Annotated in this window: 27 protein-coding genes; 14 read left to right on the forward strand and 13 right to left on the reverse strand. The window is 64.1% G+C overall.

Annotation, left to right across the window (positions count from 1 at the left end; translation table 11 throughout):
- From fliD to LHJ54_RS00730, 10 genes are all read right to left on the reverse strand, one after another.
- Entirely contained in the window at positions 1–1,428 is a 1,428-nt protein-coding gene (fliD, locus tag LHJ54_RS00685) for a flagellar filament capping protein FliD (protein WP_228241671.1), read from the reverse strand.
- A gap of 30 nt (positions 1,429–1,458) precedes the next feature.
- Positions 1,459–2,589 (reverse strand): flagellar biosynthesis protein FlhB, encoded by a 1,131-nt coding sequence (locus LHJ54_RS00690; RefSeq protein ID WP_228241672.1) that lies wholly within the window; start codon positions 2,587–2,589, stop codon positions 1,459–1,461.
- Positions 2,586–3,368, reverse strand: coding sequence for a flagellar biosynthetic protein FliR (gene fliR / locus LHJ54_RS00695; protein ID WP_228241674.1), 783 nt, complete (start codon positions 3,366–3,368; stop codon positions 2,586–2,588). Before fliR ends, LHJ54_RS00690 begins: the two co-directional genes overlap by 4 nt.
- Positions 3,365–3,637 (reverse strand): flagellar biosynthetic protein FliQ, encoded by a 273-nt coding sequence (locus LHJ54_RS00700; protein ID WP_228241679.1) that lies wholly within the window; start codon positions 3,635–3,637, stop codon positions 3,365–3,367. Before LHJ54_RS00700 ends, fliR begins: the two co-directional genes overlap by 4 nt.
- Before the next feature lie 14 nt (positions 3,638–3,651).
- The gene (fliP, locus tag LHJ54_RS00705; protein ID WP_228241682.1) at positions 3,652–4,329 is read right to left on the reverse strand and encodes a flagellar type III secretion system pore protein FliP; all 678 of its coding nucleotides are present in this window, start codon (positions 4,327–4,329) and stop codon (positions 3,652–3,654) included.
- 100 nt (positions 4,330–4,429) lie between these two features.
- The gene (locus tag LHJ54_RS00710; RefSeq protein WP_228241684.1) at positions 4,430–4,999 is read right to left on the reverse strand and encodes a hypothetical protein; all 570 of its coding nucleotides are present in this window, start codon (positions 4,997–4,999) and stop codon (positions 4,430–4,432) included.
- Positions 5,000–5,189: 190 nt separating this feature from the next.
- Positions 5,190–6,188 (reverse strand): FliG C-terminal domain-containing protein, encoded by a 999-nt coding sequence (locus tag LHJ54_RS00715; protein ID WP_228241686.1) that lies wholly within the window; start codon positions 6,186–6,188, stop codon positions 5,190–5,192.
- Between the two features lie 12 nt (positions 6,189–6,200).
- The gene (gene fliF, locus LHJ54_RS00720; protein ID WP_228241687.1) at positions 6,201–7,769 is read right to left on the reverse strand and encodes a flagellar basal-body MS-ring/collar protein FliF; all 1,569 of its coding nucleotides are present in this window, start codon (positions 7,767–7,769) and stop codon (positions 6,201–6,203) included.
- A 3-nt stretch (positions 7,770–7,772) separates the two neighbouring features.
- Positions 7,773–8,135, reverse strand: coding sequence for a flagellar hook-basal body complex protein FliE (gene fliE, locus LHJ54_RS00725; protein WP_228241690.1), 363 nt, complete (start codon positions 8,133–8,135; stop codon positions 7,773–7,775).
- The gene (locus LHJ54_RS00730) at positions 8,132–9,406 is read right to left on the reverse strand and encodes a sigma-54-dependent Fis family transcriptional regulator (protein ID WP_228241693.1); all 1,275 of its coding nucleotides are present in this window, start codon (positions 9,404–9,406) and stop codon (positions 8,132–8,134) included. The genes fliE and LHJ54_RS00730 overlap by 4 nt, the downstream gene beginning before the upstream one ends.
- A 205-nt stretch (positions 9,407–9,611) precedes the next feature.
- On the opposite strand from LHJ54_RS00730, the gene LHJ54_RS00735 reads away from it, so the two are divergent.
- Positions 9,612–10,439, forward strand: coding sequence for a flagellin (locus LHJ54_RS00735; RefSeq protein WP_228241694.1), 828 nt, complete (start codon positions 9,612–9,614; stop codon positions 10,437–10,439).
- 238 nt (positions 10,440–10,677) lie between these two features.
- Here LHJ54_RS00735 and LHJ54_RS00740 read toward each other — a convergent pair whose 3' ends face one another.
- Positions 10,678–11,730, reverse strand: coding sequence for a bifunctional transcriptional activator/DNA repair enzyme AdaA (locus LHJ54_RS00740; RefSeq protein ID WP_228241696.1), 1,053 nt, complete (start codon positions 11,728–11,730; stop codon positions 10,678–10,680).
- Between the two features lie 116 nt (positions 11,731–11,846).
- On the opposite strand from LHJ54_RS00740, the gene LHJ54_RS00745 reads away from it, so the two are divergent.
- From LHJ54_RS00745 to LHJ54_RS00805, 13 genes are all read left to right on the forward strand, one after another.
- Positions 11,847–13,358, forward strand: a complete 1,512-nt coding sequence (locus LHJ54_RS00745; RefSeq protein WP_228241697.1) for a serine protease — start codon at positions 11,847–11,849, stop codon at positions 13,356–13,358.
- A 133-nt stretch (positions 13,359–13,491) separates the two neighbouring features.
- Complete coding sequence (locus LHJ54_RS00750) at positions 13,492–14,049, forward strand: F0F1 ATP synthase subunit delta (protein ID WP_228241698.1); 558 nt, start codon at positions 13,492–13,494, stop codon at positions 14,047–14,049.
- A gap of 26 nt (positions 14,050–14,075) precedes the next feature.
- A complete protein-coding gene (atpA, locus tag LHJ54_RS00755; protein WP_228241701.1) occupies positions 14,076–15,605 on the forward strand; it encodes a F0F1 ATP synthase subunit alpha in 1,530 nt (509 codons plus the stop codon).
- A gap of 108 nt (positions 15,606–15,713) precedes the next feature.
- Positions 15,714–16,616, forward strand: a complete 903-nt coding sequence (locus LHJ54_RS00760; RefSeq protein WP_228241702.1) for a F0F1 ATP synthase subunit gamma — start codon at positions 15,714–15,716, stop codon at positions 16,614–16,616.
- A 22-nt stretch (positions 16,617–16,638) separates the two neighbouring features.
- Positions 16,639–16,980, forward strand: coding sequence for a hypothetical protein (locus LHJ54_RS00765; protein ID WP_228241704.1), 342 nt, complete (start codon positions 16,639–16,641; stop codon positions 16,978–16,980).
- A gap of 21 nt (positions 16,981–17,001) precedes the next feature.
- A complete protein-coding gene (gene atpD, locus LHJ54_RS00770) occupies positions 17,002–18,474 on the forward strand; it encodes a F0F1 ATP synthase subunit beta (RefSeq protein WP_228241706.1) in 1,473 nt (490 codons plus the stop codon).
- Positions 18,475–18,477: 3 nt separating this feature from the next.
- Positions 18,478–18,951, forward strand: a complete 474-nt coding sequence (locus LHJ54_RS00775; RefSeq protein ID WP_228241707.1) for a hypothetical protein — start codon at positions 18,478–18,480, stop codon at positions 18,949–18,951.
- Between the two features lie 2 nt (positions 18,952–18,953).
- The gene (locus LHJ54_RS00780) at positions 18,954–19,211 is read left to right on the forward strand and encodes an ATP synthase F1 subunit epsilon (protein WP_228241708.1); all 258 of its coding nucleotides are present in this window, start codon (positions 18,954–18,956) and stop codon (positions 19,209–19,211) included.
- 180 nt (positions 19,212–19,391) lie between these two features.
- Positions 19,392–20,327 (forward strand): exosortase V, encoded by a 936-nt coding sequence (gene xrtV, locus LHJ54_RS00785; RefSeq protein ID WP_241721413.1) that lies wholly within the window; start codon positions 19,392–19,394, stop codon positions 20,325–20,327.
- Positions 20,314–21,021: an exosortase-associated protein EpsI, V-type gene (gene epsI / locus LHJ54_RS00790; RefSeq protein WP_228241720.1), complete on the forward strand. Its 708-nt coding sequence runs from the start codon at positions 20,314–20,316 to the stop codon at positions 21,019–21,021. Before xrtV ends, epsI begins: the two co-directional genes overlap by 14 nt.
- Positions 21,022–21,050: 29 nt before the next feature.
- Positions 21,051–21,938 carry an EpsD family peptidyl-prolyl cis-trans isomerase gene (locus LHJ54_RS00795; protein WP_228241722.1) on the forward strand — a complete coding sequence of 296 codons (888 nt, stop codon included), beginning with the start codon at positions 21,051–21,053 and terminating at the stop codon, positions 21,936–21,938.
- Positions 21,939–21,969: 31 nt separating this feature from the next.
- On the forward strand, positions 21,970–23,100 hold the full coding sequence (locus LHJ54_RS00800; RefSeq protein ID WP_228241724.1) for a glycosyltransferase family 4 protein: 1,131 nt from the start codon (positions 21,970–21,972) through the stop codon (positions 23,098–23,100).
- A complete protein-coding gene (locus tag LHJ54_RS00805; protein ID WP_228241726.1) occupies positions 23,093–24,283 on the forward strand; it encodes a glycosyltransferase family 2 protein in 1,191 nt (396 codons plus the stop codon). Before LHJ54_RS00800 ends, LHJ54_RS00805 begins: the two co-directional genes overlap by 8 nt.
- Here LHJ54_RS00805 and LHJ54_RS00810 read toward each other — a convergent pair.
- A complete protein-coding gene (locus LHJ54_RS00810; protein WP_228241728.1) occupies positions 24,228–25,022 on the reverse strand; it encodes a WecB/TagA/CpsF family glycosyltransferase in 795 nt (264 codons plus the stop codon). The genes LHJ54_RS00805 and LHJ54_RS00810 overlap by 56 nt on opposite strands.
- 10 nt (positions 25,023–25,032) lie before the next feature.
- The gene (locus tag LHJ54_RS00815; protein ID WP_228241730.1) at positions 25,033–26,568 is read right to left on the reverse strand and encodes a tetratricopeptide repeat protein; all 1,536 of its coding nucleotides are present in this window, start codon (positions 26,566–26,568) and stop codon (positions 25,033–25,035) included.
- Positions 26,569–26,645: the final 77 nt, after the last annotated feature.

Below are 26,645 nucleotides of genomic sequence, written 5' to 3' on the forward strand. Positions count from 1 at the left end.
TCAGCGGTCCGAGCGGGTCCAGACGGCGATCTGGTTCTGCAGGAACGACAAGGTATTCTGGCTCGCGCTGACCCGCCGGTCCGCCTGCGTGAAGCGACCGGCCAGTTGTGCGCGCAGTGCGTCCTGCTGCTGCTGGAGGAGATCCAGCCGGTCGCCAATGCGCGCCTTCTGCTGCTGGTAACGGGCGATGGATCCTCCAAGCGAGCCCGGATCGGCTGTTGTGGCTATGTTGCGGGACAGCTTCTCCATGGTGGCGTACACCCCGAACAGGCCCGGCGTGAACATGGCAGCCGCACCCTGCGGATCGGCCGCGAGCGTCCGGTTCAAACGCTCAAGATCAAGGCGGAAACTTCCGTCCCGGTTGTGGATTAGACCAAGCTCGCCCAGCGTGTGCGGAACGCCGGGCGCGGCATTGGGCATCACCACAGCACCGGGGAGAGCGGCCAGAGAGCGCTTGAGCGCCCGTGCACCGCTGTCATTGCCCAGCTCTCCGCCGACGGGGCGCGCATTGTCCTGCAACTGCGCGGCGATTTCGTTCAAGGCGGCCGCCATGTCGGTCATGACGGTGCGGATCTCATCAGTCTTGCGCGCAAAACTGATCTGCGCGGGCACGCCTGAATTCGTGCCGGTCAGCGTCAGGACCAGGCCATTGGGCAAACCGGTGACATCGTTGGCGGCACTGGTCATTGCGACCCCGTCGAGCATGAACGCTGCGTCGGCGGCGGCGGCTTTGAGTTGGCCTGTGTCTTGCTGCGGAAACCAGTTCAGATAGGCAAGCTCGCCCGGCTGGGCATCCGCATCGCCGCCCCCGGTCGCGATCGTAAAACCCCGTGCCGCGCCCTCCGGCCCCTTGATCACCAACTGTGCACCGGCCTGCGTCTGAACGGTGTATGCGGCAAGGCCGGTTCCCTGCCGCGTGATCTTGCCCGCAAGAGTGGCCAAGGTGTCATCAGCCGTCAGGGTTACTCGAAGCGGCGCGGCCGAAGCATCCTGATCGAACCGGTCGCCGAGCACGGTTCCGAACTGGATGGTCAATTCGCCAGCACCGACCCTTGCATCGGACGAGGGGTAGGCTTTGCTGGCGAGAACCTGCCGCGCGGCGAGCGCCGTCACTTCCAGCGAATAGCTGCCCTCGGCCCTGCTGCCCGGAGAGGTCTCGGCCCGGGCCACCGCCGGATTGCTCACGATGGCAGACGGGGCAAGATCGCCGCTGCGCAGCCGCTGTCCCAGGGCAGCGACGAGCTGCGACAGCTGTCCCTTGAGCGTGGCCGCCGCCGAGATGCGGGTTTCGAGGCGCTCGCTGCGGGTTTGCAGCTGTTTTGCCTGCGCCGCGAACCGTGCTGCGGACAGGTCGCCCGCCAGCTTGACCATGTCCACGCCGCTGCCTGCGCCCAGCATGCCGACGATGGAGGTTGCACCATTGCCCATGCGGAGCAGAACGGCGGCAGGTGACGCAGATTAAGCGATCTGCGCCTTGCCAGCCGCGTCGTAGCGAAACGCGGGTGGCAGGTGGACCTGCGGCCGTTTGCGACGCTCGCCGCGCTTCAGGGCCATGACAAACGCCAGCACCGTGGCGATCGCGGCATAGAGCTCTTCGCGGACCATCTGGTGTTCCTGTGTGGTGAAATACACAGCGCGGGTGAGAGCCGGATATTCGAGCACAGGCTTGCCCAGCTCTGCCGCCAGATCGCGCATCGCCAGCGCCCTGCCGTCGCGACCCTTGGCCAGCAGGACGGGCGCGCTGGCACGGGCCGTGTCGTAAACCAGCGCCACGGCAAAGTGCGCCGGGTTGACCAGGATCAGGTCCGCTTCGTTCACGGCCCTGATGACGCCGCCTCGCGCCATGCTGCGCTGGCGCTGACGCACCGCAGCCTTCTTTTCCGGACTGCCCTCTGTCTCCTTGTGTTCGTCACGCGCTTCCTGCTGCGTCATCTTCAGCCGGTTGTTCCGCCGGAGCCATTCGATCGGCCAGTCGATAAAAGCGACCAGCACGAGCCCTGCCGAGAGGTAGAGCAGCAGGGCGCCGATCGCGTGCCAGGCGATCGCAACCTGGGCTTCAAGCGGGCTGCGGGCGATGGCGAACAGCTTGGCCAGGTGACCGATGCCCCACCCCCAGGCGAACGACAGGAGCACGAGCAGCTTGACGAGGCTTTTACCCAATTCAACCACCCCATGCAGGCCAAGCATCCGCCGCATGCCTGCCAGCGGATCGAGTCGTGCGACCTTGAAGGACAGGTTTGCCGGAACAAAGCGGCCTTCTCCGCAGGCAAGCTGCACTGCCAGGGTGGCAAGTGCCACCGAACCGCCCAGAAGCAGAAGCGGCTGCATCACGGTGAGCAGCGGCGGCAGCATCGCCCGCGCGGCATCGAAGCCGGCGAGATCGCGCGTGTCGAAAACCATCGCGCGCCGCGCACCGCCAAGCAGGCTGCCAACCATCCACGGCCCAACCACCAGCAGGCCAGCCGCGCCTGTGCCGAATGCCACTGCGGTCGCCAAATCCCTAGAGCGCAGCACATCGCCGCGCCGCGCCGCATCCTGCCGCCGCTTGGGTGTGGGCGGCAGTGATTTTTCGCCCGCCTCCTCGCTCATTGCTGAAGCATGCTCCCGGTTTGTTCGATCATGGTCACAGACAGCGTGACCAGCTGATCATGCAGCAACGGGGTTGCCGCTATCAAAGCGACCAGGCCCGCCATCACGCCCGCCGGCAGGCCGAGCGCGAACAGGTTGAGCGCGGGAGCCGAGCGGCTGAGCGCGCCGGTCACGATTTGCACCAGCAGCAGAGCCAGCGCCACCGGCAGCGCGATCGCCGCCGCTGTTGCCAGCATCTCCCCGGCAAAGCCGACAATCCGCAGCAGCGCGCCATCCCCAAGGGCCGCACCCCCGGGGGGCAGCGCCCGATAACTTTCGATCACCAGTCGCAGCCATAGCAGGTGCCCGCCCAGACCGAGAAAGATCAAGGTCAGAACGAGGTTGAAATATTGTCCCAGCACACCGGACTGGCTGCCGCTGCCCGGATCAACGGCCGTGGCCATCGCAATCCCCATGCTGCCGGCAATGACCTCTGCCGCGAGCACAGGTGCGGCAAAAGCAATCTGCAGAACCAGGCCAAGGGCAAAACCCAATACCACTTCGCCCGCTAGCGCCAGCAAGCCCCCAACTGATAGCAGCGCCGCTGGTGTGACAACCGGCACCCAGAACATGACGAATACAGCCATGGACCCGGTAAGCACGAGACGAAGCTGCAGCGGCACGCTGATCGCGCCGAAGATGGGCGCAGCAAGCAGCGCTGCGCCGCATCTTGCCATGAGGAAAATCAGCTTGAAGAGTTCAGCCTCGACATTGCCGAAGCCCCAGTCGTTGACCGTCACTGCCTTATGACCGCGATTTCAGCAAAGATCTCGATGGCGAAATCACTGATGAGTGCAAGCATCGAGCTGCCGAACAGCACCAGCACCAGAGCCACGACCGCGAGCTTGGGCACGAAAGTCAGCGTCTGCTCGTTCACCGACGTCGCTGCTTGGATGATCCCGACCACCAGACCGATGGCCAAAGCCGCCATCAGAACCGGCGCAGCGACAAGGCCGGTGGTCCACAGCATCCGGTCGGCAAGGGCAAGGAGGGGGGCGCTGGCGTCCATTTGCTGTGATCCGTTCACAAGAAGCTCATCGCCAGCGACCCCATCAGCAGGCTCCACCCATCGATCAGAACAAACAGCAGCAGCTTGAACGGAAGCGAGATGAGCATTGGAGACAGCATCATCATTCCCAACGACATGAGGACGCTGGAAACCACCAGGTCGATGACCAGGAACGGAAGAAACAGCATGAAGCCGATTTGAAAGGCGGTTTTAAGTTCGCTGGTGACGAACGCCGGCAGGAGAATGGAAAACGGCACGTCGGCCTCGCTCGCGAACGGCGGATGCTTGGCTATGTCGGCAAACATGGCCAGATCCGCCTTGCGGGTTTGCCGTATCATGAAGCCGTGAAATGCATCTGCCGCCTTGCCCACCGCCTGTTCGGCCGGAAGAGTGCCGGCGGTGTAGGGCTTCAGCGCGGTTTCGTTCACCTGCGTCAACGTGGGGGACATGACGAAGAACGACAATATCAGGGCAAGTCCCACCAGAACCTGATTGGGTGGGGATTGCTGCAAGCCGAGGGCTTGCCGCAGAATGGACAAAACAATGATGATCCGGGTGAAGCTTGTCATCATCAGAACCAAAGCTGGCAGGATGGTCAGCAACCCCATCACGATCAGCAACTGGATGGACAGGTTCAGCGGGGCCTGGTTTGCCACTTCGTTGATAGTGCCCGCCACAGTAATGGAAGTCATGGCAAGTGCCTCCTGCTAAAGGGGTGATCGCTGGTCATCGGAAAATGTGGGAGAACCGCCTGGTGCGGCCGGGAAGCTGGCAGCGTTCAAGAATCGTTGATTACAGCACCAGGCAAAAGGCGGTTTCCCGACCTTCAATTTGCGCCCCGAACCTCAAGAACAGTTGCCGGTCCGAGGCTGCGGATGCATCGTGCGCTACACACTCCGCACTGGAGCCGGCTCTAACGCGGTACGCTTTGATGCCGCCCGCCAGAGCTTTGCGCCCGAGGTGCCTTGCGACCCGGTGGCAAAGCGTGCGGCAAACGCGACTTTTCTCGTAGGTATCGGTGTCCAGACCGAACAGATCTTCCTGAAAGAAAGCAGCGGCAAGATACGCTCGCGACCTGGCGTCCATCACCAGTTTAGCCAAGCCCTGGCCAGCAAAGCGCAGGTTGTAGACATCGTTTTCAGAAAGCGTCCTCAGATAACTCAACGATGTGGACTTTTGCCTGCCGACCTCAGTCAGCCGCAGTTGACCGATGCGAATACCGTAATGTGCGCCAAGCAGGTCGGTGACACTGTCTATAATGCTGCTGACGAAGCACTTGATGTACAGCTTGTTGTCACGAAAGTCTTGAGTTGCGCCATAATAGGCAACAGGCGCCAAGTTCCTTGCTTCGACTTCTGACATGGTGATTTTCTTCCGGTAGTCTGCCTAAGCAGCACCTAAAAGTGTTTACCTTGTGTTTCTAGGCCATCTACCACCACTTTGAACCTATTGGCGAAGCACGCAATTGGAGCAGGAAGGATCACAGTGGTGCAAAGCGCAAGGCGACCTTGCTGATCAGGCGCCCGGTGTAACCCTCGCCTGCTCGACTGGCTCAACCCTGGGCTGACAGCTGGCTCAGACTGATCCTGTTCTCGGCCAACAGGCGCCATACTGCGGCCATGAGTTCATCATGACCAATGTTTTCCGGGTTGCGACCAGGGGCCGTGCCTTTGGCGTCCAGCTCTTCCCTGATGTCGCTGCCCAGCCGGGTAGGGAGCAAGGAAAGCACTTTCTCCACCTGCGCAGAACTTCGGCCGTGAAGAGCCTTGGCGAGAATCTCGGTCGGAACCTCGCTTACGATTACCTTCAGCGCATCCCCGGAAAAGTCGAAAACGGTGTCAGCCCTCACGATCTGGCCCTTTAGCTCCGCAGCGATCGCGTCATCGAGTTCTTCGAGGGAACTGATGAATTTCGCTCCATCTTTGCCCGGGAGGCGCCGGACCATATTGCCTGCACGCTCCCATCCCTTCCGGTTCACCACAGGCCTGCGTGCACCAGCGTGCTCTGCAATGAACTCGTCAAGGACGCCGAATACTGCTTCGTGCGCCACATCGAGCAAGCGCAGATCCGCGACAACAGCTGCCCGCTTCTCGTTGGGGATGCTCGCGAAAACCAGCGCGGCGGTGTCGCCATCCAGCGCCAGAAGAAGATTTGCGATGACACGGACGGGTTCGCAGCTGAATACTTGCCACAATTTTGCTGGATGGACCCAGTTGGGAAGGGTCAAGGACCTTCGCGGCTGCTTCCCGTTCAGATCTTCCAGAACATCGTACGCGGTATCTTCATCGACCGACGCGTACCAATCATGTTGTGCCGCAGGAAAGAGTGTGCCGGATCTCAGCCGGTCATGATCTTCTATGAACTGGCTTGCAGTACGCAGCACGCTGGTCGCATCAATGTCAGTCAACCCTTGCATTGCCACGCATACTGTCTTCAACTCGCTTGCGGTCAGTTGCTTGAGTATGTTTTCTGCGACGCTTTCTTCAAGCACCAGCAGCGCGATTGCGGCCGATGTTGTAGCATCTGCGTTCGACCCTATCAAAATATCCATAGCCGCTGTCGCTTACTTGATTGAGTGTCTGACGAGAGAAAGGAAGTCTTGGGTGTTGTTCTTGGCCAGGTTGTTTATGTAAGCCACCTGTTCTTTCAGAACTGCGCTTTCCCTGCTTGATTGCTCCAGAGGAGCAGCCACGTCGCCGGCCGGATCGACGCTGCCGGCCCCCTCGCTTTCTTCAACTGCTGCGCGTTTCGTGAACCTGCGCATCACCAGGAGATAGAAAAGGAGAGCGGCCAAGGTTGCCAGAGCCAAGGTAATCGTCCGTTGGAAGAACTTGTTCTCCCAAAAAGGCAGTTCGACGACTTCGTTTCTTAAAGAGCTTGCATAGACAACCACTTGGTCACCACGTTGCGGGTCTGCCCCGGCAGCAGCGGCCACCAACGATTGCACCTGTTCCAGAGATAGCGGTTTAGCCTGGGCGAGCGCATCCGGGTCGATCGCGATCGCGATGGACAGGCGCCGCAACGCACGGGGAGGCTGCGTTGTGACAGAAACGCGCCTGCCGACCTCGAACGCCCGCTTGATGCTGCTTTCCTCGTGCAGGGGAATGGCTTCCGTCTGAGTGTCGGGTTCGGCTCCCGCAGCGGTCAGGGTGGCACCTTCAGGCGGCGTGTTGGATAGAACGCCCGGCACTCCTTCGGCACTGGGCCGCTCGGCTTGCTGCACCTGCCGTTCGTCGACACTGCGCAGCGCGGCCCCATCCTTGTCGAAGCTTTCTTCCGCGCGCGTGACTTCTTCCTGGCTTAGCTGCACCTGCACTTCGGAGGTGAAGTTGCCGTCCCCCAGTATCGGCAGCAGCAATTGCGCGATTTGCGTGCGCAACTTGCGTTCCAGGAACACCTGATGGGTGGCTTCGACACCGATGTCATCACCCGCCGCCAGCAGTTGTCCATGCTGATTGACCAGCCGGACGGCATCCGGCGGCATTCCCGGAACGGCTGCCGCCACCAGACTTGTGATGGACCGGGCCTGTTCCGGCAACAGGGTACGGTTACGGCCGAGCCGCAGCATGACCGAGGCGGTTGGAGGCGCCTGTTCGCGGACAAAGGTGGACCGCTCTGGCACCGCAAGATGCACACGTGCCGCCTCTACCCCGTCAATCTCCAGGATCGTCAGCATCAGTTCGCGCTCTCGTGCCATGCGTAGCCGTTCGGCTTCCAGCATCCTGCTGGAGCCGAGGGGGATCGTGTCCAGCAGGTCCGCCCCCGCGTCGGGCGTCAGGGCGCCGTCGCTCGCAACAACCATGCGGGCGCGGTACAAATCCGCTTCGCTGACAGTCAGTGCTCCCCCGGCTGGATCGATGGTGTACGGGACGCCCGCTCCGTCCAGCGAGGCGACCACCTGCGCCCGCTCTGCATCCGACAAGCTGGCATAAAGCACGCGCTGCGCGGGTCCTGTGACCGCCATCCACACAACGGCAGCAAGCGCCACGCCGCTGATGCCGATGAACGCGGGAAGGCTGCGGCGGACCGCTGGCTGGGCGATGAATGTCCTGAGCCGTTGGCCCGCCGGCGAGGCGGCAAGGCTGGAGAGAACAGGCAGGCCGGGTGTTGCGACTGGAGCGATCTGGGTCATGCCCTAGATCCCCATCCGCATGATTTCCTGATAGGCGGAAAGCAGCTTGTTGCGCACCTGCAGGGTTGCTTCGAAGGCGATGCCCGCTTCCTGCCGCGCCAGCATGACCTGGGCAATGTCCGTGCCGTCACCCCGCTCGTAAGCTGCGGCAAGGTCCGATGCCTTGTCCTGCACCCCGCTCACATTCGCCACCGCCTGTTTCATCACGTCGGCAAAACCGCCGCCTATGGCCGGCGGCTGGGGCGCCTGTTGTCCTGCCTTCACCCCGTTCAAGGACCGCAGAACATCGGATTGCTCGACGATCTGCTGACGCAGGGCGAGCGCGTCTGGCAAGCCGCTGCCCGCACCGATGCCGCCAATACTCATCGTGCGCCTCCTGCCACGGCCAACCCTTGTTCCCGCATGGCGGCCAGGCGATAGCGGAGAGTTCGTTCCGAGATGCCCAAGGCGCGTGCGGTCCGCTGACGATTGCCGCCCGTCTGAACCAGGGCTGCGGCAATGGCTTTGACCTCTTGCTGACGGACAAGATGGGCCAGGCGAACGCTATCATCGGGAGACGGAGCGGGCGGCGGCCCGGGCCACGCCACTACGGAAGCGTCGAGCATGCGTGCCGCGTTGTCGAACACGATGTGCTCGGCAGCGATGGCCGAGCTTCCTTGGGCAAAGACGAGAGCGCGACGAATAACGTTTTCCAGTTCGCGTACGTTGCCCGGCCACGCGTGGGCACGCAGACGGGCGATGGCCGCTTTATTTATCCACCGCGGGCCGGACGCTGGCCGGTGTCGCAGCAGCATGGCGAACGCGAGCGGCGCAACATCGGCCGGGCGTTCACGCAAGGCGGGCAGGTGCAGCGGAAAGACATTGAGCCGATAGTACAGGTCGGCGCGAAAGCGGCCCTCCGCAACCTCCTGTGCCAGCACGCGGTTGGCGCACGCGATGATCCGTACATCCACCTTTACCGGCTTGGTGGCGCCAAGTGGCACCACCTCCCCTTCCTGCAGCGCGCGAAGCAGCTTAGCCTGCAGCCCGAGCGGCATTTCCGCAATCTCGTCGAGCAACAGGGTGCCGCCATCCGCGGCGCGGAAAAACCCTTCGCCTGCATCGGCGGCGCCCGTGAACGCGCCTTTGCGGTGGCCGAACAGCATGGCTTCGAGCATGGTGTCCGGCATCGCGGCGCAGTTAACGGCCACGAAGGGTCCGTCTGCGCGCCCGCTGGCTTGGTGGATAAAGCGGCTCGCCACCTCCTTGCCGGCGCCGGTTGGGCCGCCGATCAGTACCGGTATTTCGGTCGCTGCAATGCGTTCCGCGAGACAAAGGACAGCCAGGCTTTCCGGGTCGTGCATCACCGGGGCCTGCGGGGGCGCAGCCGCGGCCAGGAGTGCCGGCAGCGCCAGATCGCAGGATGCGTCGGCGTAGGTCAGGGCCACGCGATTGCCGCCCTCCCGGTCGATGTGGCTGGTCCCTCCCCGCTGCAGCAGGATGACGAGGTCGTCGGCCCTGCAAGCCGGCAGGGGGGCAGCGGCGTCGCAAACAAAGATGTTGCGCCAGCCGGTCTGTCTGGCGAGCATCACGCCAGCTGTCGTGGCGAGCGGAGCATGCGCTCGCTCCACCCCTTCCTGCATTGTAACTTGCGGCATAGTGGCGACCCTTACCCTGCTTGTCCTGCGATCATTCGCGAGACGTGATCTACCTGCGCGCCGGCCCACCGCCCATTCCGCACAACTACGCAGAGAGACGTTAACCACGTTGCGGGGGCTTAAACTGCTGCACTTCCTGACGCTCTTAGCCGCATCGGCCACGACATTCCGTCCGGCTGACAGCCACAGTTCAAAGGAGCACCTCATGTCCGTCATCAACACCAACATCGGCGCCCTGAAGGCGTCCAACGCCGCCAGCCAGGCAGAGCGGCTTCAGGGTACGGCGATGGAGCGTCTGTCCACCGGAAAGCGCATCAACGGAGCCAAGGATGACGCCGCCGGCCTCGCGATCGCAACCTCCATGACCGCGCAGATCCGCGGCATGAACCAGGGTATTCGCAACGCCAACGACGGCATCAGCCTGGCTCAGACGGCGGAAGGCGCCTTGGACGAGGTGTCGAACATGCTGCAACGGGTGCGCGAACTGGCCACGCAATCCGCATCCGGCACATACCAGGACGCGACCGACCGCGCCTATATGCAGAAGGAAGTGGACGAACTGACCGCGCAGATCGGCCAGGTCATCACCAACAGTGAATTCAATGGGGTCAAGATCTTCGACGGCACCACCGCAAACGTTACCATCCAGGCGGGGGCCAACGCCGCGGATACGATTGACTTGGCGATGGCCGATCTGACCGGCCTTGCCGCGTCGGGCGGAGCAGCGGGTTCCTACGATGTATCAACCGCGACAGCGGCCAACGCCCTCCTGACAACCGTTGGGACCGAACTCGACTCCATCTCAAGTGCACGGGCAGCGCTGGGTGCGGGGCAGAACCGGCTGGAGTCGGCGGTGAACTCGCTCTCGTCCAACGCAATCAACCTGGCTGATGCCCGTTCGCAGATCGAGGACACGGACTATTCGGCGGAAACCACGGCACTGGCCAAATCGCAGATCCTGAGCCAGGCATCGACCGCCATGCTCGCCCAGGCCAATCAGAGCCAGCAGAACGTGCTGTCGCTGCTGCGGTAAACGATGAACGAGTGTCGGGCACGGCGGCGGGAAACCCTGCCGCGCCCGACGGTCCCTGTGCAACGGAGTTGCTGGTGATGCAGCTTCGGCTCAGATCGTCGGGGCCTGAATAGAAGCACCCTACTCACTGTCCGTCGCTCTCGCGATCATCCGCGTGCAGGGTGTCAGGTCCAGCTGCCCCGCGCCAGCCTCCGGTCGCATCGGACCCGGCACCTTGCGTCTTCGCTTCGTGCCCAAATCAGGATGAAGAAGGTGACCGCGCGACCCGTTCCCGCCGTAACAGTTCCGCCTTGATCTTCGCGCCATAGGCATAGCCGCCCAGCGCTCCGCCGGCCTGGACGACCCGGTGACACGGGATCAGCACGGCCACGCCGTTCGCTCCGTTTGCGCTGCCAACCGCGCGGCTTGCCCCGGCACTGCCGATCATCGCTGCAAGTTCGCCGTACGAGCGGGTTTCACCCGGCGGTATGGTGCGCAGCGCGCGCCATACCCGCTGCTGGAAAGCCGTGCCCTGCACGTCAAGCGGGATGTGCGCTGCGCTGCCGGGTTGCTCTACCGCCGCGAGCACCTCCGCGAACAACGCGCGGAACGACTCCCCCGCAGGGCGCAGGTCGGCATTGGGAAAGCAGCGGGCAAGATCCTCCGCGTCTTCCGCGAAGGACAGGCGGCAGACCCCCCGCTCCGTCGCGGCGACCAGCATGGGGCCAAGGGTGGTGTCCATTACGGCCCAGTGGATCATCTGCCCCGCCCCGCCCTTGCGCCAGACATGCGGTTCCATTCCCAACCTCTCCTTCATCGCCGCGTAAAATCGGCTTGGCGCCTCGTAACCGGCGGCATAGATCGCCTCGTCAACCTGATCCGCCGTGGCAAGCGCGGCAATGGCCCGTTCCTCGCGCAGGGCGCGCGCGTAGGCGGCAGGTGACAGGCCGGTTGCGCGCCGGAAGATGCGTTGAAGATGCGGCGCGGAATAGCCGGTCAGGCGCGCAAGTTCGGCAAGGTTGCAGCGTCCACCCTGCTTGAGGCGCGCGATCACCGCCGCCACTGCCGCCTCGTCCAAGGCAACCCCGTCCGGTGCGCAGCGCCGGCACGGCCGCAAACCTGCCGCACCTGCTTGTGCACCGGTGGCAAAGAAGCAGACGTTTTCCCGCCGTGGATGACGCGCGGCGCAGCTTGGCCGGCAGTAGATGCCGGTGGACAGCACCCCGGTGACGAACAGCCCGTCGAACCGGCGATCCCGCGCCAGCACGGCCTGCCACGCGCGTTCCTCATCAAACTGGCGATCGTTCGTCATCCGGTCACATCTAGAACCTTTGCAGCAGCCTCGCATCCCGCTTCTTGCGGTCAAAGCCTGTCCGCGCCTAAAGCGGCAGGGAGATGGGACGGGCCTTGTGCTTCTTGACGGCCGCAATGGCTTTGCTGCTGTCGCTTCCGCTGGCGGCGGATCCGGCCGACATCGACGCGGCGGCGCGCGGCGTGGTCCGCGTGGTGGTAATCGGCAGCGACGGGCAGGAAATCTATCCGGTCAGTCACGGCACCGGTTTTGCCGTCACGCCGACGCGCGTCGTCACCAACGCGCATGTCCTGGGCGAGGCACTCGAAGACGACGCCTTGCGCGTGGGAGTTGTGCCCGCGGATGGCGAGGCGGCGGTCTATGCCCGGGTCGTCGCAGTGAGCGAGCGGAACGATCTTGCCCTCCTGCAGATCACCGGCAGCCTGCGGCTCCCGCCGTTGCCGATTGCCAGCAGCGCGGCGGCGGGTAGCGGCGAGGTCGTGGCAGTGGGCTATCCGCAGAACGTCGATCAGGCCCAGGGCCTGGAGCTGCAGGACATCCTCCGGTCACAGCCGCCGGTCAAGAGTCGGGGGTATTTGTCAGGCTCGCGGCCGGCGCGGCAGTACGACACGATCCTGCACACCGCGCCCATCGCACGGGGCAATTCCGGTGGTCCGCTGCTGGATACGTGCGGACGAGTGGTCGGCGTGAACTCGTTCGGCACCGACGGGGGCGCCGGGGCGGAGTTCTTCTTCGCGGTGTCAGCGCGCGAACTGCTGCCGTTCCTGCGCAGCAATGGCGTCCAGGCGCAGGTGACCAATCTGCCATGCCGCTCGCTCGCCGAGATAGAGGCGGAGGAGCGAGACCGGGCACAGGCGCTGGCCGACGCGGCCGAGGCCCGCAGCGCCACTGCGGCAGAAGCGCTGCGGACCAGGCGCGAACGTGCGCAACTGGAGGCGCAGCTGGCGGTTCTTCAGGAGCGGGAGAACCACATGGCCGCCGCGTTTCTGCTGACGCTGCTCGCCTGCGGTGCGGCAACGGCGGCGTGGCAATTGGGGCGGGGTGAGCACGGGCAACGCAACCGGCTGGTCGGTACAGGCTTGGCAGGCGCGGCACTGCTCGGCGCTTGTGCCGCCTGGCTTACCCGTCCTGGCCTGGAAGCAATAGACGAGCGGGTCAATTCGATGCTGGAGGGTTCGGGTAACCCCCTCCCCGATGCTGGCAGCGAGGCCGCAAGGGCGGCGGCCAAGGGTCAGTTTGTCTGCCGTCTCGAAGTTGACCGCAGCCGGATAACCGGCACCACCGGCGGCGATGTGGCGTTCGGCTGGCGTCCGGACGGATGCGTCAACGGGCGGACGCAATACGCCAGCGCCGGTGACGGCATCTGGCAACGCGTGCTGGTGCCCGACGATGCAGAGCTGGTGTCGGTGCAAAGCTTCCGCCCGGACAGCCGAACGCTGGTGACCGAACGCTATCTGCTGGATCGGACGGCATTGCGCGACCTGCGCACTCTGCGGGGCGGGATCGAGGCACCTGCCTGCGGAACGCAAGGTGGAGACGAGGCGCTGGCGCGCGCGCAGCAGGCGCTGCTAGACAAATTGCCGGCGCGTCCCAACGAACGCCTGGTGTATCGCTGCAACCCGTCTTGAACGGCATACGGTTGCAAAGCAGGCGGTGCTTTGATAGGCGCGCGCCAGCCAGACGGTACGGATCAGCGCTGGGCTATGCCTGAGCGCCTGTCCGTTTCCGTTGTTCACTCAATCTTCGTTTGAAGAGGTTCGCGTGGAGACTTCCGCCGGTATCCGGTCCAGCCTGTCAGGGCGCTATGCGTCGGCCCTGTTCCACCTCGCCGTTGAGGCGGGCAGCGTATCGGCGGTCGAAGCCGACCTCGACAAACTGGCCGCCGCCATGCGCGAATCGGCCGAGCTGAAGGCGCTCACGACCAACCCCAAGGTGTCGCGCGGCGCTGCGCAGCAGGCTTTGCGTTCGGTGTCTGACGTGATGGAGCTAAACCCCCTCACCGGAAAGTTCCTGGGCATTCTGGCGCAGAACCGCCGCCTGGCGCAACTGTCCGCGATCATTCGCGCTTTCAGGGATATCGCCTCCGCGCAGCGGGGAGAAATTACCGCGCATGTCGTCAGCGCCCACTCCCTTTCGGATGAACAGCTCGCCGCTCTGCGCCTGAAGCTGATCCAGCGGGAAGGGCGCACCGTGAAGCTTTCGTCGTCCGTCGACCCCAACCTGCTCGGCGGGCTGGTCGTCACCATCGGATCGCGCCGCATAGACGGTTCGATCCGCACCCGGCTTAACACGCTTGCCAAGGCCATGGCTCACGCCTGACCGGCAAACATAAAGGCAGTACAAACATGGAAATCCGCGCCGCAGAAATCTCCAAGGTCATCCGCGACCAGATCGCCAATTTCGGCACAGAGGTTCAGGAAAGTGAAGTTGGCACAGTGTTGTCGGTTGGCGACGGCATTGCCCGGATTCACGGTCTCGACAATGTGCAGGCCGGCGAAATGATCGAGTTCGCAAATGGGGTTCAGGGCATGGCCCTCAACCTTGAAGCGGACAATGTCGGTGCCGTGATCTTCGGCTCCGACGCGGAAATCGGGGAAGGCGACACCGTGCGCCGGACCAACACGATCGTGGACGTGCCGGTCGGCAAAGGGCTGCTCGGCCGGGTGGTCGACGCGCTGGGCAATCCGATCGACGGCAAGGGTCCGATCATCTCGAGCGAGCGCCGCCGCGTCGAGGTGAAGGCGCCCGGCATCATTCCGCGCCAATCGGTCAGCGAACCGGTGCAGTCAGGTCTCAAGGCGATCGACGCGCTGGTGCCGGTCGGCCGCGGTCAGCGCGAGCTGATCATCGGCGACCGCCAGACCGGAAAGTCAGCGGTGGCACTCGACACCTTCATCAACCAGAAGACCAACAACGCCGGCGAGGACGAGTCCAAGAAGCTTTACTGCATCTACGTCGCCGTCGGGCAGAAGCGCTCGACCGTTGCGCAGATCGTCCGGGCGCTGGAGGAAAACGGCGCCATGGAATACTCCATCGTGGTCGCCGCCACCGCGTCCGAACCCGCTCCGCTGCAATACCTCGCGCCTTACACCGGCTGCGCCATGGGCGAATTCTTTCGCGACAACGGAATGCACGCGGTTATCGTCTATGACGACCTGTCCAAGCAGGCCGTGGCCTATCGCCAGATGTCGCTGCTGCTGCGCCGGCCGCCGGGCCGCGAAGCGTATCCGGGCGACGTCTTCTACCTGCACAGCCGCCTACTGGAACGCGCGGCCAAGATGTCGGACGAGAACGGTGGCGGATCGCTCACCGCGCTACCGATCATCGAAACGCAGGCGGGCGACGTGTCGGCCTATATCCCGACCAACGTGATCTCCATCACCGACGGCCAGATCTTCCTGGAGACAGGTCTGTTCTACCAGGGCATCCGTCCCGCGATCAACGTCGGCCTGTCCGTGTCGCGCGTCGGTGGCGCGGCACAGACCAAGGCGATGAAGAAGGTCGCCGGTTCCATGAAGCTGGACCTGGCACAATACCGCGAAATGGCTGCTTTCGCGCAGTTCGGTTCCGACCTCGACCCGGCTACGCAGAAGCTGCTCAACCGCGGCGCACGGTTGACCGAACTGCTGAAGCAGCCGCAGTTCAGCCCCATGCCGTTCGAGGAGCAGACTGTGTCGATCTTCGCCGGCACCAACGGATACCTGGATGCAATTCCGGTGAATCGCGTCAACGAATACGAAGCGGCAATGCTGAGCTTCATGCGCGCCGAGCATGGTGACGTGCTGAACGACATCCGCTCAAGCCGGAACTTCGACGACGCAATCCGGGACCGCACAGTCGCGGCGCTGGACGCGTTCGCGAAGCAGTTCGCCTGATCGACAAAGGCTCGTACCGGCGACACACGGCATCGCGCTGAGCCACACAATTTGCGGCAATCGCGCGATCCGGCTTTCGCCGGGCGAACGAATTAGGAGAAGTCAGGAGTGGCATCGCTCAAGGAACTCAAGGGCCGGATCAACTCGGTCAAGTCGACCCAGAAGATCACCAAGGCCAAGCAGATGGTCGCAGCCGCCAAGCTGCGCCGTGCCCAGGCTGCGGCCGAGGCTGCCCGCCCCTATTCCGAGCGCCTGTCCTCCGTCATGGCCTCGCTGGCCGGAAAGGTGGCCGGTGACAGCGCACCTCTGCTGCTGCGGGGTACTGGCAGCGACCGGCGACACCTGCTGGTGGTGGTGAATACCGACAAGGGTCTGTGCGGCGGCCTTAACGCCAACATCGTGAAGGCTGCCAAGGTCAGGGCTCGCGAGCTGCTTGCTCAAGGCAAGGAGGTCGAATTCTACCTCGTGGGCAAGAAAGGTCGCGCACCAATCAAGCGGGATTACGCCGACCGCATAGAGAAGCATTTCGATACGAGCGAAGTGCGCGACCCCGGCTTCGCCGAGGCGGAACGCATTGCCGACGACCTTCTGGCCATGTTCGGGGCAGGCAAGTTCGACGTGGCCGAACTGGTTTTTCCGGTGTTCAAGTCGGCCCTGGCACAAGAGCCGGTGGTGCAGCAGCTTATTCCCGTCCCGGCGCCCGCGCCTTCGATGGTTGACGCGGGCCGTCCGAACGCCGGATCGCAAACGGTCGCGGGCGTGGTGGATTACGAGCCGAACGAGGAAGAAATCCTTGCCGACCTGCTCCCCCGGTATATTCGGACGCAGGTATTCGGCGCCCTGCTGGAACTCGCCGCATCGGAACAGGGCGCGTCCATGACCGCAATGGACAACGCCACGCGCAATGCCGGTGACCTCATCAACAAGCTGACCATTCAGTACAACCGCAGCCGGCAGGCCGCGATCACCACCGAACTCATCGAAATCATCGCGGGCGCCGAGGCGCTGTAATCCCAGGAAGACAACCTTAGTAATGAACAAGCTTATCGCCTTGCCCCTGCTCCTGTCTCTTATCGCCTGCGGCGAAGAGCCCGCGCCCGCGCCGCAGCCGGCGCCGACGGCCACAGTCGCCTCGCCAACCGCCAATCTCCCGCCGCCCGCCTTGGAGGTCTTTAGCGAAGTCTACGCTGAGGCCTGCCCTGACGCGCCGCCCGTGAATGTGGCGGTATGCCGCCGCGCCGGTCTCGGGTCGCCCGAAGTGGTGTGCGAGTATGGTCTGGGCGAAGACGAGTACCTACGTAACCGCGCAACCCTTGTTGCAGCCGACGGAGCCTGGACCCTGTCCAATCCCGCCGAAGTCTGCGCCGCAAGCTGATCAGCCCTTAGGAAATCCAACATGGCCACCGCACCTGACATCGCTCGAACCAACCCCAACATCTCGGACAACGGCACCATCTCGCAAGTTATTGGCGCGGTCGTGGACGTGCAGTTCGAAGGCGACTTGCCGCCTATCCTGACCGCGCTGGAAACACGCAACGGCGATAACACGCTGGTGCTCGAAGTGGCGCAGCACCTGGGCGAGAACACCGTGCGCACCATCGCCATGGACGCGACCGAAGGCCTGGTCCGCGGGCAGGAAGTACGTAACACGGGTGCGCAGATCCGTGTGCCGGTCGGCCCCAAGACGCTGGGCCGCATCATGAATGTCGTGGGACAGCCCATCGACGAACGCGGCCCGATCGGCGCCGACATTTCAGCACCAATCCATGCGGAGGCACCGCTCTTCGTGGATCAGTCCACCGAAGCCAGTATTCTTGTCACCGGCATCAAGGTTATCGACCTGCTCGCCCCATACGCGCGAGGCGGCAAGATCGGCCTGTTCGGCGGCGCGGGCGTGGGCAAGACCGTCCTCATTCAGGAGCTCATCAACAACATCGCCAAAGGTCACGGCGGCGTGTCCGTGTTCGCGGGCGTGGGTGAACGCACCCGCGAGGGCAACGACCTTTATCACGAATTCCTGGACGCGGGCGTCATCGCCAAGGATGCCGACGGCAACGCGACCTCCGAAGGGTCCAAGGTGGCGCTGGTGTTCGGCCAGATGAACGAACCCCCGGGCGCGCGCGCGCGCGTGGCGCTGTCGGGCCTGACCATGGCCGAATACTTCCGCGACGAGGAAGGACAGGACGTGCTGTTCTTCGTGGACAATATCTTCCGCTTCACGCAAGCGGGATCCGAAGTGTCGGCGCTGCTTGGCCGCATCCCGTCGGCCGTGGGGTATCAGCCCACGCTGGCGACCGACATGGGCAACCTTCAGGAACGTATCACCTCGACCAACAAGGGTTCGATCACTTCGGTTCAGGCGATCTACGTGCCAGCCGACGACTTGACCGACCCGGCGCCGGCGACCTCGTTCGCGCACTTGGACGCGACCACCACGCTGAGCCGCGCGATCTCGGAACTGGGCATCTACCCGGCGGTGGACCCGCTCGACTCGACCAGCCGCGTGCTGGAACCACGCGTCGTGGGGCAAGAGCACTACGAGACCGCCCGCCGCGTTCAGGAAACCCTGCAGAAGTACAAGAGCCTGCAGGATATCATCGCCATCCTGGGCATGGACGAGCTGTCGGAAGAGGACAAGCTGACCGTCGCGCGGGCGCGCAAGATCCAGAAGTTCCTCAGCCAGCCGTTCCACGTGGCCGAAGTGTTCACCTCGATCCCCGGCGTGTTCGTGCAGCTGGAAGACACGGTGAAGTCGTTCAAGGCAGTCGTGGACGGCGAATACGACCACTTGCCGGAATCCGCCTTCTACATGGTCGGCGGCATCGACCAGGCTGTGGCCAAGGCGAAAAAGATGGCCGAAGGCGCGTAACAGATGGAGGAGGAGGAGGACCGCGCTCGTGCCGACCGCCTCCTCCACTGGCTCTGTCTGGCCGGGATAGCCTGCTACTTCCTCATCTCGGCGTTCTACATCCACAGCTGGCGTGTGCCGCACTGGCGCGCGTTCGATGCCGGGTTTGCGGCACTTGCTGCGCAGCATTTCGGCAGCCCCAGGCAGCCCTTGTGGCTTTATGCAGTGGCATTGCCCTTTATCGCGCTTAACTTCGGCTGCCTCGTGCAAATCCTGCGCGGCAAACGGCGTGGTATTGTTGCGCTGTTTATCCTCAGCATGGCTGTTGTAGCGATAATCCCGCTCATCGGCCTTCAGCACGTAATACACCGCAGCGTGTGGGCCGAAATCCTGTTTCTCGCCGGATATGCCATCGGCGGCGGGGTATCGGTCATTCTGGCCTTCCGGCTGGACAGCCACTCCCTCGCGATTATAGACGCGCCCGATCTAAAGGATTGAACATGCCCCTTCACTTTGAACTCGTCACTCCCGCCCGCCTCGTCCGCTCGGAGGAGGTGCACATGGTTGTTGTCCCCGGCACGGATGGGGAGTTTGGGGTTCTGGAAGGGCACGCCCCCTTCATGTCCACCATTCGTGACGGACAGGTACAGGTTTACCGCACCGCAGGCGCGCAGCCAGAGGTGATCGCGGTGCGCGGCGGCTTTGCGGAAGTGGGCGAAAAAGGGCTCACGGTTCTCGCCGAGCACGTGGACGGTTGAGATCGACCGGATTCCCGCTGTTAAGCACTTCCCGGAAAACAGCCTCGTAACAGGACAGGCGCTCCATCCGTCGCGAAAATCGTTGTAGTCGTCGTCAGCAACCGGTAGGATGCCGATCATAAACAGCCTGCCGGAGCGGAGCCGTGTTCGGCCGCCTGCCGGGCGCAGAGCGATGGATGGATGGCAACTTTAGCGGCAGATACAACGAACGCGGGCATGGGGCCGCGGCTGAGACAGCTGCTGACGCTCGACCGCCTGGTGCTGCTGATCGCCCTGGCGGCCTTCATCATCCCGACCATGATGTTTGTGGCGCAAACGGGATGGAGCGGGGAAGAGGGCGCGCACGGCCCTATCATCATGGCTACCGGCCTTTGGTTGCTCTGGCGCGAGTGGCAGCCGGTCAAGCACTTGGCGCGCCCGGCACCCGGATGGCACGTGGCGATCCTGCTCGCCATATTCGTCCCGCTGTTCATTTTCGCCCGTGTGACCCAGATCGTCGAGATCGAAGGCTACATCATGTATGGCGGACTTCTGACGGTGCTTTACAGCTTCGTGGGCGAGCGGGTGGTGCGGCTTCTCTGGTTCCCCTTATTCTACCTCGCCTTTTCCTTTCCTCCCCCTGAAACGGTGGTCGCCGCCCTCACCCTGCCGCTCAAGATGGCGCTGTCGGAATGGTCGGTTTCGTTCCTGCGCCTGCTTGGCTATCCCATTGGCGGCGAAGGCGTGCGCATCTTCATCGGCCAGTATGAACTTCTGGTCGCGGCGGCTTGCTCCGGCCTCAACTCGCTGATCTCGCTCACCGCGATAACGCTGTTCTACGTCTATCTGCGGCACCAGGCGGAGTGGCGCTATGCGCTGCTGCTCACACTCCTCGTCATTCCTGTCGCGCTGTTCGCAAACTTCCTGCGCGTGCTGATCCTCATCCTTCTGACCTACCACGCCGGTGAAGCTGCGGCACAGGGCTTCCTCCATAATTTCGCCGGCCTGTTCATGTTTGCGGCGGCCCTTGGCGCGATGTTCGCACTCGACGAACTGATCCGCCCGATTTGGCGGAAGCGGGCGGCCCGCTGGGCGCAGGCGGACAACAGCAAGGAATTGGCCAATGGCGCGCGCTGACAATCTGGACCAGGACAGCAGGAAAGGCTCGCCCGCCCTGAGCCGGCGCAACTTCATCATCGGCGGCGTTCTCCTCGGGGCATCCGGCGTCGCCTTCGCGCGCCAGCCGGAAGTGGTCGCCCCGCCGATGGACAAGAAGCTGTTCGAATCGCTCGTGCCGCGGCGTTTCGGAAACTGGCAGTCCATCACGGCCAGTGAAGTCGTTCTTCCGCCACCCGACGCGCTGAGCGACCGTCTGTACGACAACCTCGTCACTCGCGCCTACACCGCTCCGGGTGAAGATACGGTGATGCTGCTGCTTGCCTACAACAACAAGCAGGACGGTGTTCTGCAGGTGCACCGGCCGGAAGTGTGCTACCCGGTCGGCGGCTTCAATCTCAGCGCGACACGCCCTGTTTACCTCGACGCAGGCGGACAGGAAATCCCCGCCAACTTCTTTACCGCGGTCGGTCCGGATCGCACGGAGCAAGTCGCTTATTTCACGCGGCTTGGATCCGCCTATCCCCGTAGCTGGGCCGAACAGCGGCTCGCGGTGGTGCGCGCCAACCTTGCCGGTGACATTCCGGACGGGATGATGCTGCGCGTGTCGGTGCTCAACCGCAACGCCGATGCCTCGCTGGCGCAACTTGAGGAATTCACCAACGGCTTCATCGCGGCCGCGCCGCCGCGCCTTCGCAGGCTGTTGGTGGCCTGACTTTTATCTGACGGACGGGAACCTATTCCATGAAAAAGATCCTAATCGCGACCCTGCTGGCAGGAACCGCGCTGCTGGCCTCCTGCGATCAGGAGCCGACCGGCCAGGTCGCGGCAGTGGTGAATGGCGAGGAAATCACGCTGCAAGAAATCAACGCGGAGCTCGCCGGCGTCAACTTGCCCGAAGGCGTCGATCAGAAGCGGCTGCAACAAACCGCGCTGCAGCGGATCATTGAACGCCGGCTCCTCGCACAGGAGGCCAAGGCCGAAGGGCTGGACCAGTCACCAGAATATCTGGTGCGCAGCCGCCAACTGCAAGATGCGCTCCTTGTACAGCTGCTGCAGCAGCGGCAGGCACGCTCTGCCGCAGTTCCTGACCAGCGTGCGATCGACGCCTATGTGCAGCAGAACCCGGGCATTTTCGCGGGCCGGACCATCTTCACCCTGGACCGGATTCAGTTCCCCCTTCCCTCGGACGTCAACTCCCTGCGGGCGCTGGAGAATGACAGCTCGATGGCTGAAGTGGCGGCGACGCTCGACAGCCTGGGTATCCGTTATCAACGCGGCCCGGCGCAGATGGACAGCGCACAGCTGGGCGAAGAACGCCTTGCGCAGATCCGCCGATTGCCGGCCGGCGAACCCTTCATCACGCCTGAAGGCGGAATGGTGACGGTGGCGGTCATCACCGATACGGCGGCGCAGCCGATCGGAGGCGACGGCGCCCGGCCGGTTGCACTGCAGGCAATACGCAACGCCAATGTCGAGAAGGCACTGTTGAACCGGCTGCAGCAGGCCAAGCAAACGGCAGAGATCAAGTATCAGCCGGGCTTTGCACCTCCTGCCGCCAACTCCACGCCTTCCGCCACCCCGGCGGCGGCGGGAACAACAGCGGCAAACCCGGCGCGCCAGCCGGGCTGACCCGCTCTTTCCAGGCGGCGCCGGCGTTCCGATGCCGTGCGCTGCTTCTGGCGGGAAGGTTGCCTCCATTCGCCTGCTGTTCGCCTTGTCCGGATTCCACCGCGTCGATCGGGGTGCCGAAACTGCCCTGCTCTCGGTCGCGCAGGAACTCGCCCGCACCGGCGCCAGCGTGACGGTGGCCGGCAGCGGTCGCCCGCGGCCAGGCACCGCCTACGATTTCGTTCATATCCCGGTGGTCGCGCGCGAACGCTTCGAACGCCTGCCCGCCATCCCCTGTTTCCGAAACGAAACGCAGTGGGAAGATGCGATTTTCGCCGCCCGGCTCGGCCGTGCGACAGATATCGCCAGCTTTGACGCCACACTGACCTGTGCCTACCCCTATACCAATTGGGCCCTGCGGCACGGTGGCCGCAAAAGCGCCACCGCCAACATCTTCGTCACGCAGAACGGCGACTGGCCGGCGTTTGCCCGAACTGCCGAGTACCGGTTGTTCGCCTGCGATGGGCTGGTCTGCACCAATCCGGCGTATCTTGAACGAAACGTCGACCGGTGGAACTGCACGCTGATCCCGAATGGCATCGATCTCGACCACTTTTCGCCAGGACCGGGGGCGCGCGCGGCATTGGGCCTGCCGCAGGACCGCCCGATCGTGCTGATGGTCAGCGCCTTCATCGACACCAAACGCGTGCTTGATGGCATCAGGGCGGTGGCTGAATTGCCGGACGCTGCGCTGGTAGTGGCGGGTGACGGGCCGCTTCGACAGGAGGCCGATCTGCTCGCCGCTCGCCTGCTGCCGGGCCGGTACTATCGGTTGACCGTATTGGCGGACAGGATGCCAGACCTTTACCGTTCCGCCGACGTGTTCCTGCACCTGTCGAAATGGGAAAGCTTCGGCAATGTTTACCTGGAAGCGGCCGCCTGCGGTCTGCCGGTAGTCGCGCACTTGTCCGATCTGACCCGCTGGATCCTTGGCGACGCACCGTATCTGTGCGACACCGAAGACGCAGGACAGCTGGTAAACCATCTCCGCCGCGCCCTGGCCGGGGGCGGCGAACCGACCACGGACCTGCATCGGTTCAGGTGGGCTGCCGTGGCGCAGCAATACGCCGATTTCCTGGACCAGACGGTCACTGCGCGCAGGCAGCGGTTCCGCAATGCTTGACGCGCTTGCATGGCTGGTGGCAGGATTACCGGCGGCGCTGCTGCTGTGGTTCACCCTTGAGGTCGGCGCCGGCCTGAAACCGCTTGCTAGCCAGCCGCCGACGGGAAACCGGCCACCCCGCACAACCGTGCTCATCCCTGCACATAACGAACAGGCCGGGATCGCCGGTACTCTGGACACGCTCCAGCCGCTGCCGGACTGGCTGCAGGTCCTGGTGGTGGCGGACAATTGCACCGACAGCACGGCAGCCGTGGCACGGCGGGCTGGAGCGGAGGTGGCAGAGCGTCACGATACCAGCCGGCGGGGCAAGGGTTACGCGCTCGCCCATGGCCGCGACCACCTTGCCCGGCGACCCGTGGCCGAAAGGCCGGAGGCAGTGGTCGTTCTGGATGCGGACTGCCGGACGGATCAGGCAAGCGTGCTCGTGCTGGCGCAACAGGCGGTATCGCGACAGGCGCCGGTGCAGGCCCGCAATCTGCTGACCAGCGATGACAACGCCTCCGCAGTGACACAGATTTCCAATTTCGCCATGCTGGTGAAGAACCTTGTCCGGGCGCGCGGCCTGCAGCGGATCGGCGGAGGCATTCCGCTGTTCGGTACAGGCATGGCATTCGCGTGGCCGACGTTCGCCGGCGCAAGGCTGGCGACCGATCATCTGGTCGAAGACATGCAGCTCGCCCTGGATCTTGCGCGGGAAGGTGTGAAGGTCACGCTGGTCGAACAGGCACGCGTTCTGAGCGCTGCGGCGCCGGACAAGGCCGCAAGAACGCAGCGCGGCCGGTGGGAACGCGGCTTTCTGCACACCGCCAGGTCTCAGGCGATGCCGATGCTGCTGAGCGGGGTGGCCGGCTTCTCGCGCCATCGGACGGCATTGGGGATCCACCTGCTGGTGCCGCCGCTGGCGCTGCTCCTACTGCTGGCACTTGTCTGCCTCGCGGCGGCAACTTCGATAAGCCTCTTCACTGGCCAATGGGTGCCGGCAGCGCTGCTGTTCCTGACCCTGGCTGGCGCGCTGGTGGCAGTCGCGCTGGCGTGGATGCGCCAAGGCCGCAGCACACTGCCAGCCGGCATTCTTGCCAGAGCTCCACTCTATATCCTCTGGAAAATTCCGCTTTACCTAGATTTTCTCAGGCGGAACCACGGCGGCTGGACGCGGACAAGGCGGCTGGACGAGAGCGATTGAGCCGCCATTTGAGCCAGATGCTTAAGATTTTCGGCCCCTCCACGAGATAACGCCGCCACAGCCGCCGGGGTTCGGCCGCCAGGCGGAACAGCCACTCGAGCCGGACCGTTTGCAGCAGCTTTGGTGCGCGCCGCTTCATCCCGGTCACGAACTCCAGCGACGCGCCGATGCAAAGCGCCACCCCACGGGCCCGGTTGCGCTCCGCGATGACGGCGCAGACAATTTCGCTCTGAGGCGCGCCTATGGCAAACAGGACGAAGTCGGCCCGCTCCTTTTCGACGAATTCGGCGATCGCGCTGCGGGCGACCGGGTCGCGGCGCACGCCCATGGGCGGCACATGCTGAACCCACGCGATACCGCGATATCTTTGCCGCAGTGCCGCCAGCAGGGCTGCATCGCCGCCGATCACGGCAACGCGCGCCGTACCTCCCTCGTCGAGCTTGCGCAGCAGGGCGGGGGTGAGGTCGCTGCCCGTGACCAGCGGCAGCTGGAGGCCGGACCACCGGGCCAGCAATTGCAGGACACGGCTGTCGCACAGTGTGAGGTTGGCGTTCGCGTAGGCATCCGCGACCGCAGCGTCACCGCTGTCGCGGTGCCGCGCCACCACGTGATCGACGTTTGGCGTCACCACATAGCCGAACTGTTCCTGGCGAACCGTCATTTCCAGAGCCTCGATGACCTGGCTCTGATTGAAACAGTCGAAATGGAAGCCCAGGAACTCGACCCGCTGCCCAGCCATATCTTCTCCGCTAACGTTCAATGAACCGGCCGAACAGGCCATTGGGCCGCAATTGGCCGGGTGGCAAATCGACGCCGTAAATGGAAGCTGCCCGGCTTCGCCCAACCTTCGCCTCCCGCGCGCAGGCGCGATCAGTGCGGCGGCACAAGTCACCGTAAAGCTGCCAGCCCCTGAGCGATGCTGGCGTATTCCTGGTATAGCGACGCAGAATGGCAACCGCTTCCCGCTCACGCCCCTTGGCGATCAGCCAGCGTGAGTAGGCCGAGGCAAGTTCGACGCTCTGCGGGTTCGCCTTCACCGCGTCGCCGAAGATTCTGTCAGCCCCTGCCGGACGCTCGAACGCGTCATAGGCAAAGGCTGCGGCCAGGTAGGCTTCGGGACGGTCGGGGCACTCTGCGACGGCTTGCTGACCGGCCTGCACCGCCCGCTTTACGCCACCCAGCGCAAGCTGCGCCTCGCTGGTGGCGATCAGTGCGTCGCATTGCGTCGCATCTCTCTGCAAGACCGCCGCAGCGGCCGCCAGCCCCGCCTGCGTATCGCCGCGCGCGATCTGCAACCGGGCCGTGAGCGCCTCCTGGGTGGCACCCTCCAGCGATCCGATCATCTCCTGGGCAGCCTCCATGGCGCGCGCATTGACGAGATACCGCGCGACGATCTCGCGTGCCGCGAGCGGCGCGGTCTGCGCGACGCTTCGCCAATCCGCCGGCGCCATGCCGTCATGGCCGTACTGCTGCCAAAGGTCGACCACTTGCCGCGCTATTGCCGCGGTAGTCACATTGCCTTGCGCGTTCTCCTCATCTGTCTGGTTGAGCGTCCTGACCACCAGGGCGCTTGCCTGCTGCGGCTGACCTCGCTTGAACAGGAAATTGGCCTCGTCGATGCGCAGGGCACTGTCCGACGGTCGCAAGTTGCGCAGCCTGGTAAACTCCCGCTGCATCCCCGCGGCGTCACCGGTCTGGCGGAATATCTCCAGCCGGGTCATGGCGACGCTTTCGGTGATAGGGCCCTCCCCCGATGCCCCGCCGACAACCGCAAGTGCTTCGCCCCGTCGGCCTTGCAGAAACAGGCTGCGCGCCTTCAGGACGCGGGCATGTTCGTCATCGGGCCGTGCCGTCAGCACCTGATCGGCGTACTGGGTTGCCTCCTCGAAACGCCGGCGAGCCAGCGAGATGATCCCCTTGACCAGCAGCGCGTTCGGGTCAGCAGGTGAAATTGCCAGGATCCGGTCGGTCGCATTTTCCGCATCGGCGATGTTGCCGGTGGAAATGCCCAGTTGGGATACCGCCTGCAACGCCTCGTTGTTGAGGGGATCAAGCGCCAGGGCGTTGTAATAGGCCGCGAATGCGGCCTGCGGGTCCCCCGCTGCGAACTCTATCCGCCCGCGCAGCAGGTGCAGGTCGACTATGTCATCCCGGTGCTGCAATGCTTCGGCGATGGCGCGGCGCGCTTCTGGCAGGTTGCCGCCCTGGAAATATGCTTCCGCCAGAGCGCCCGCCTCCGCCGCTTGCTGTGCCTTGTCAGAACAAGCCCCTAGCGCGACGCTCATGGCACAGGTAAGAGCAAGGAGACGAACGCCCCGAAAAGACACGCGGCGAAGCAGTTGGGTTGTCACACTTACAAGCC

Source organism: Porphyrobacter sp. GA68, from assembly GCF_022605525.1.
Classification (GTDB): domain Bacteria; phylum Pseudomonadota; class Alphaproteobacteria; order Sphingomonadales; family Sphingomonadaceae; genus Qipengyuania_B.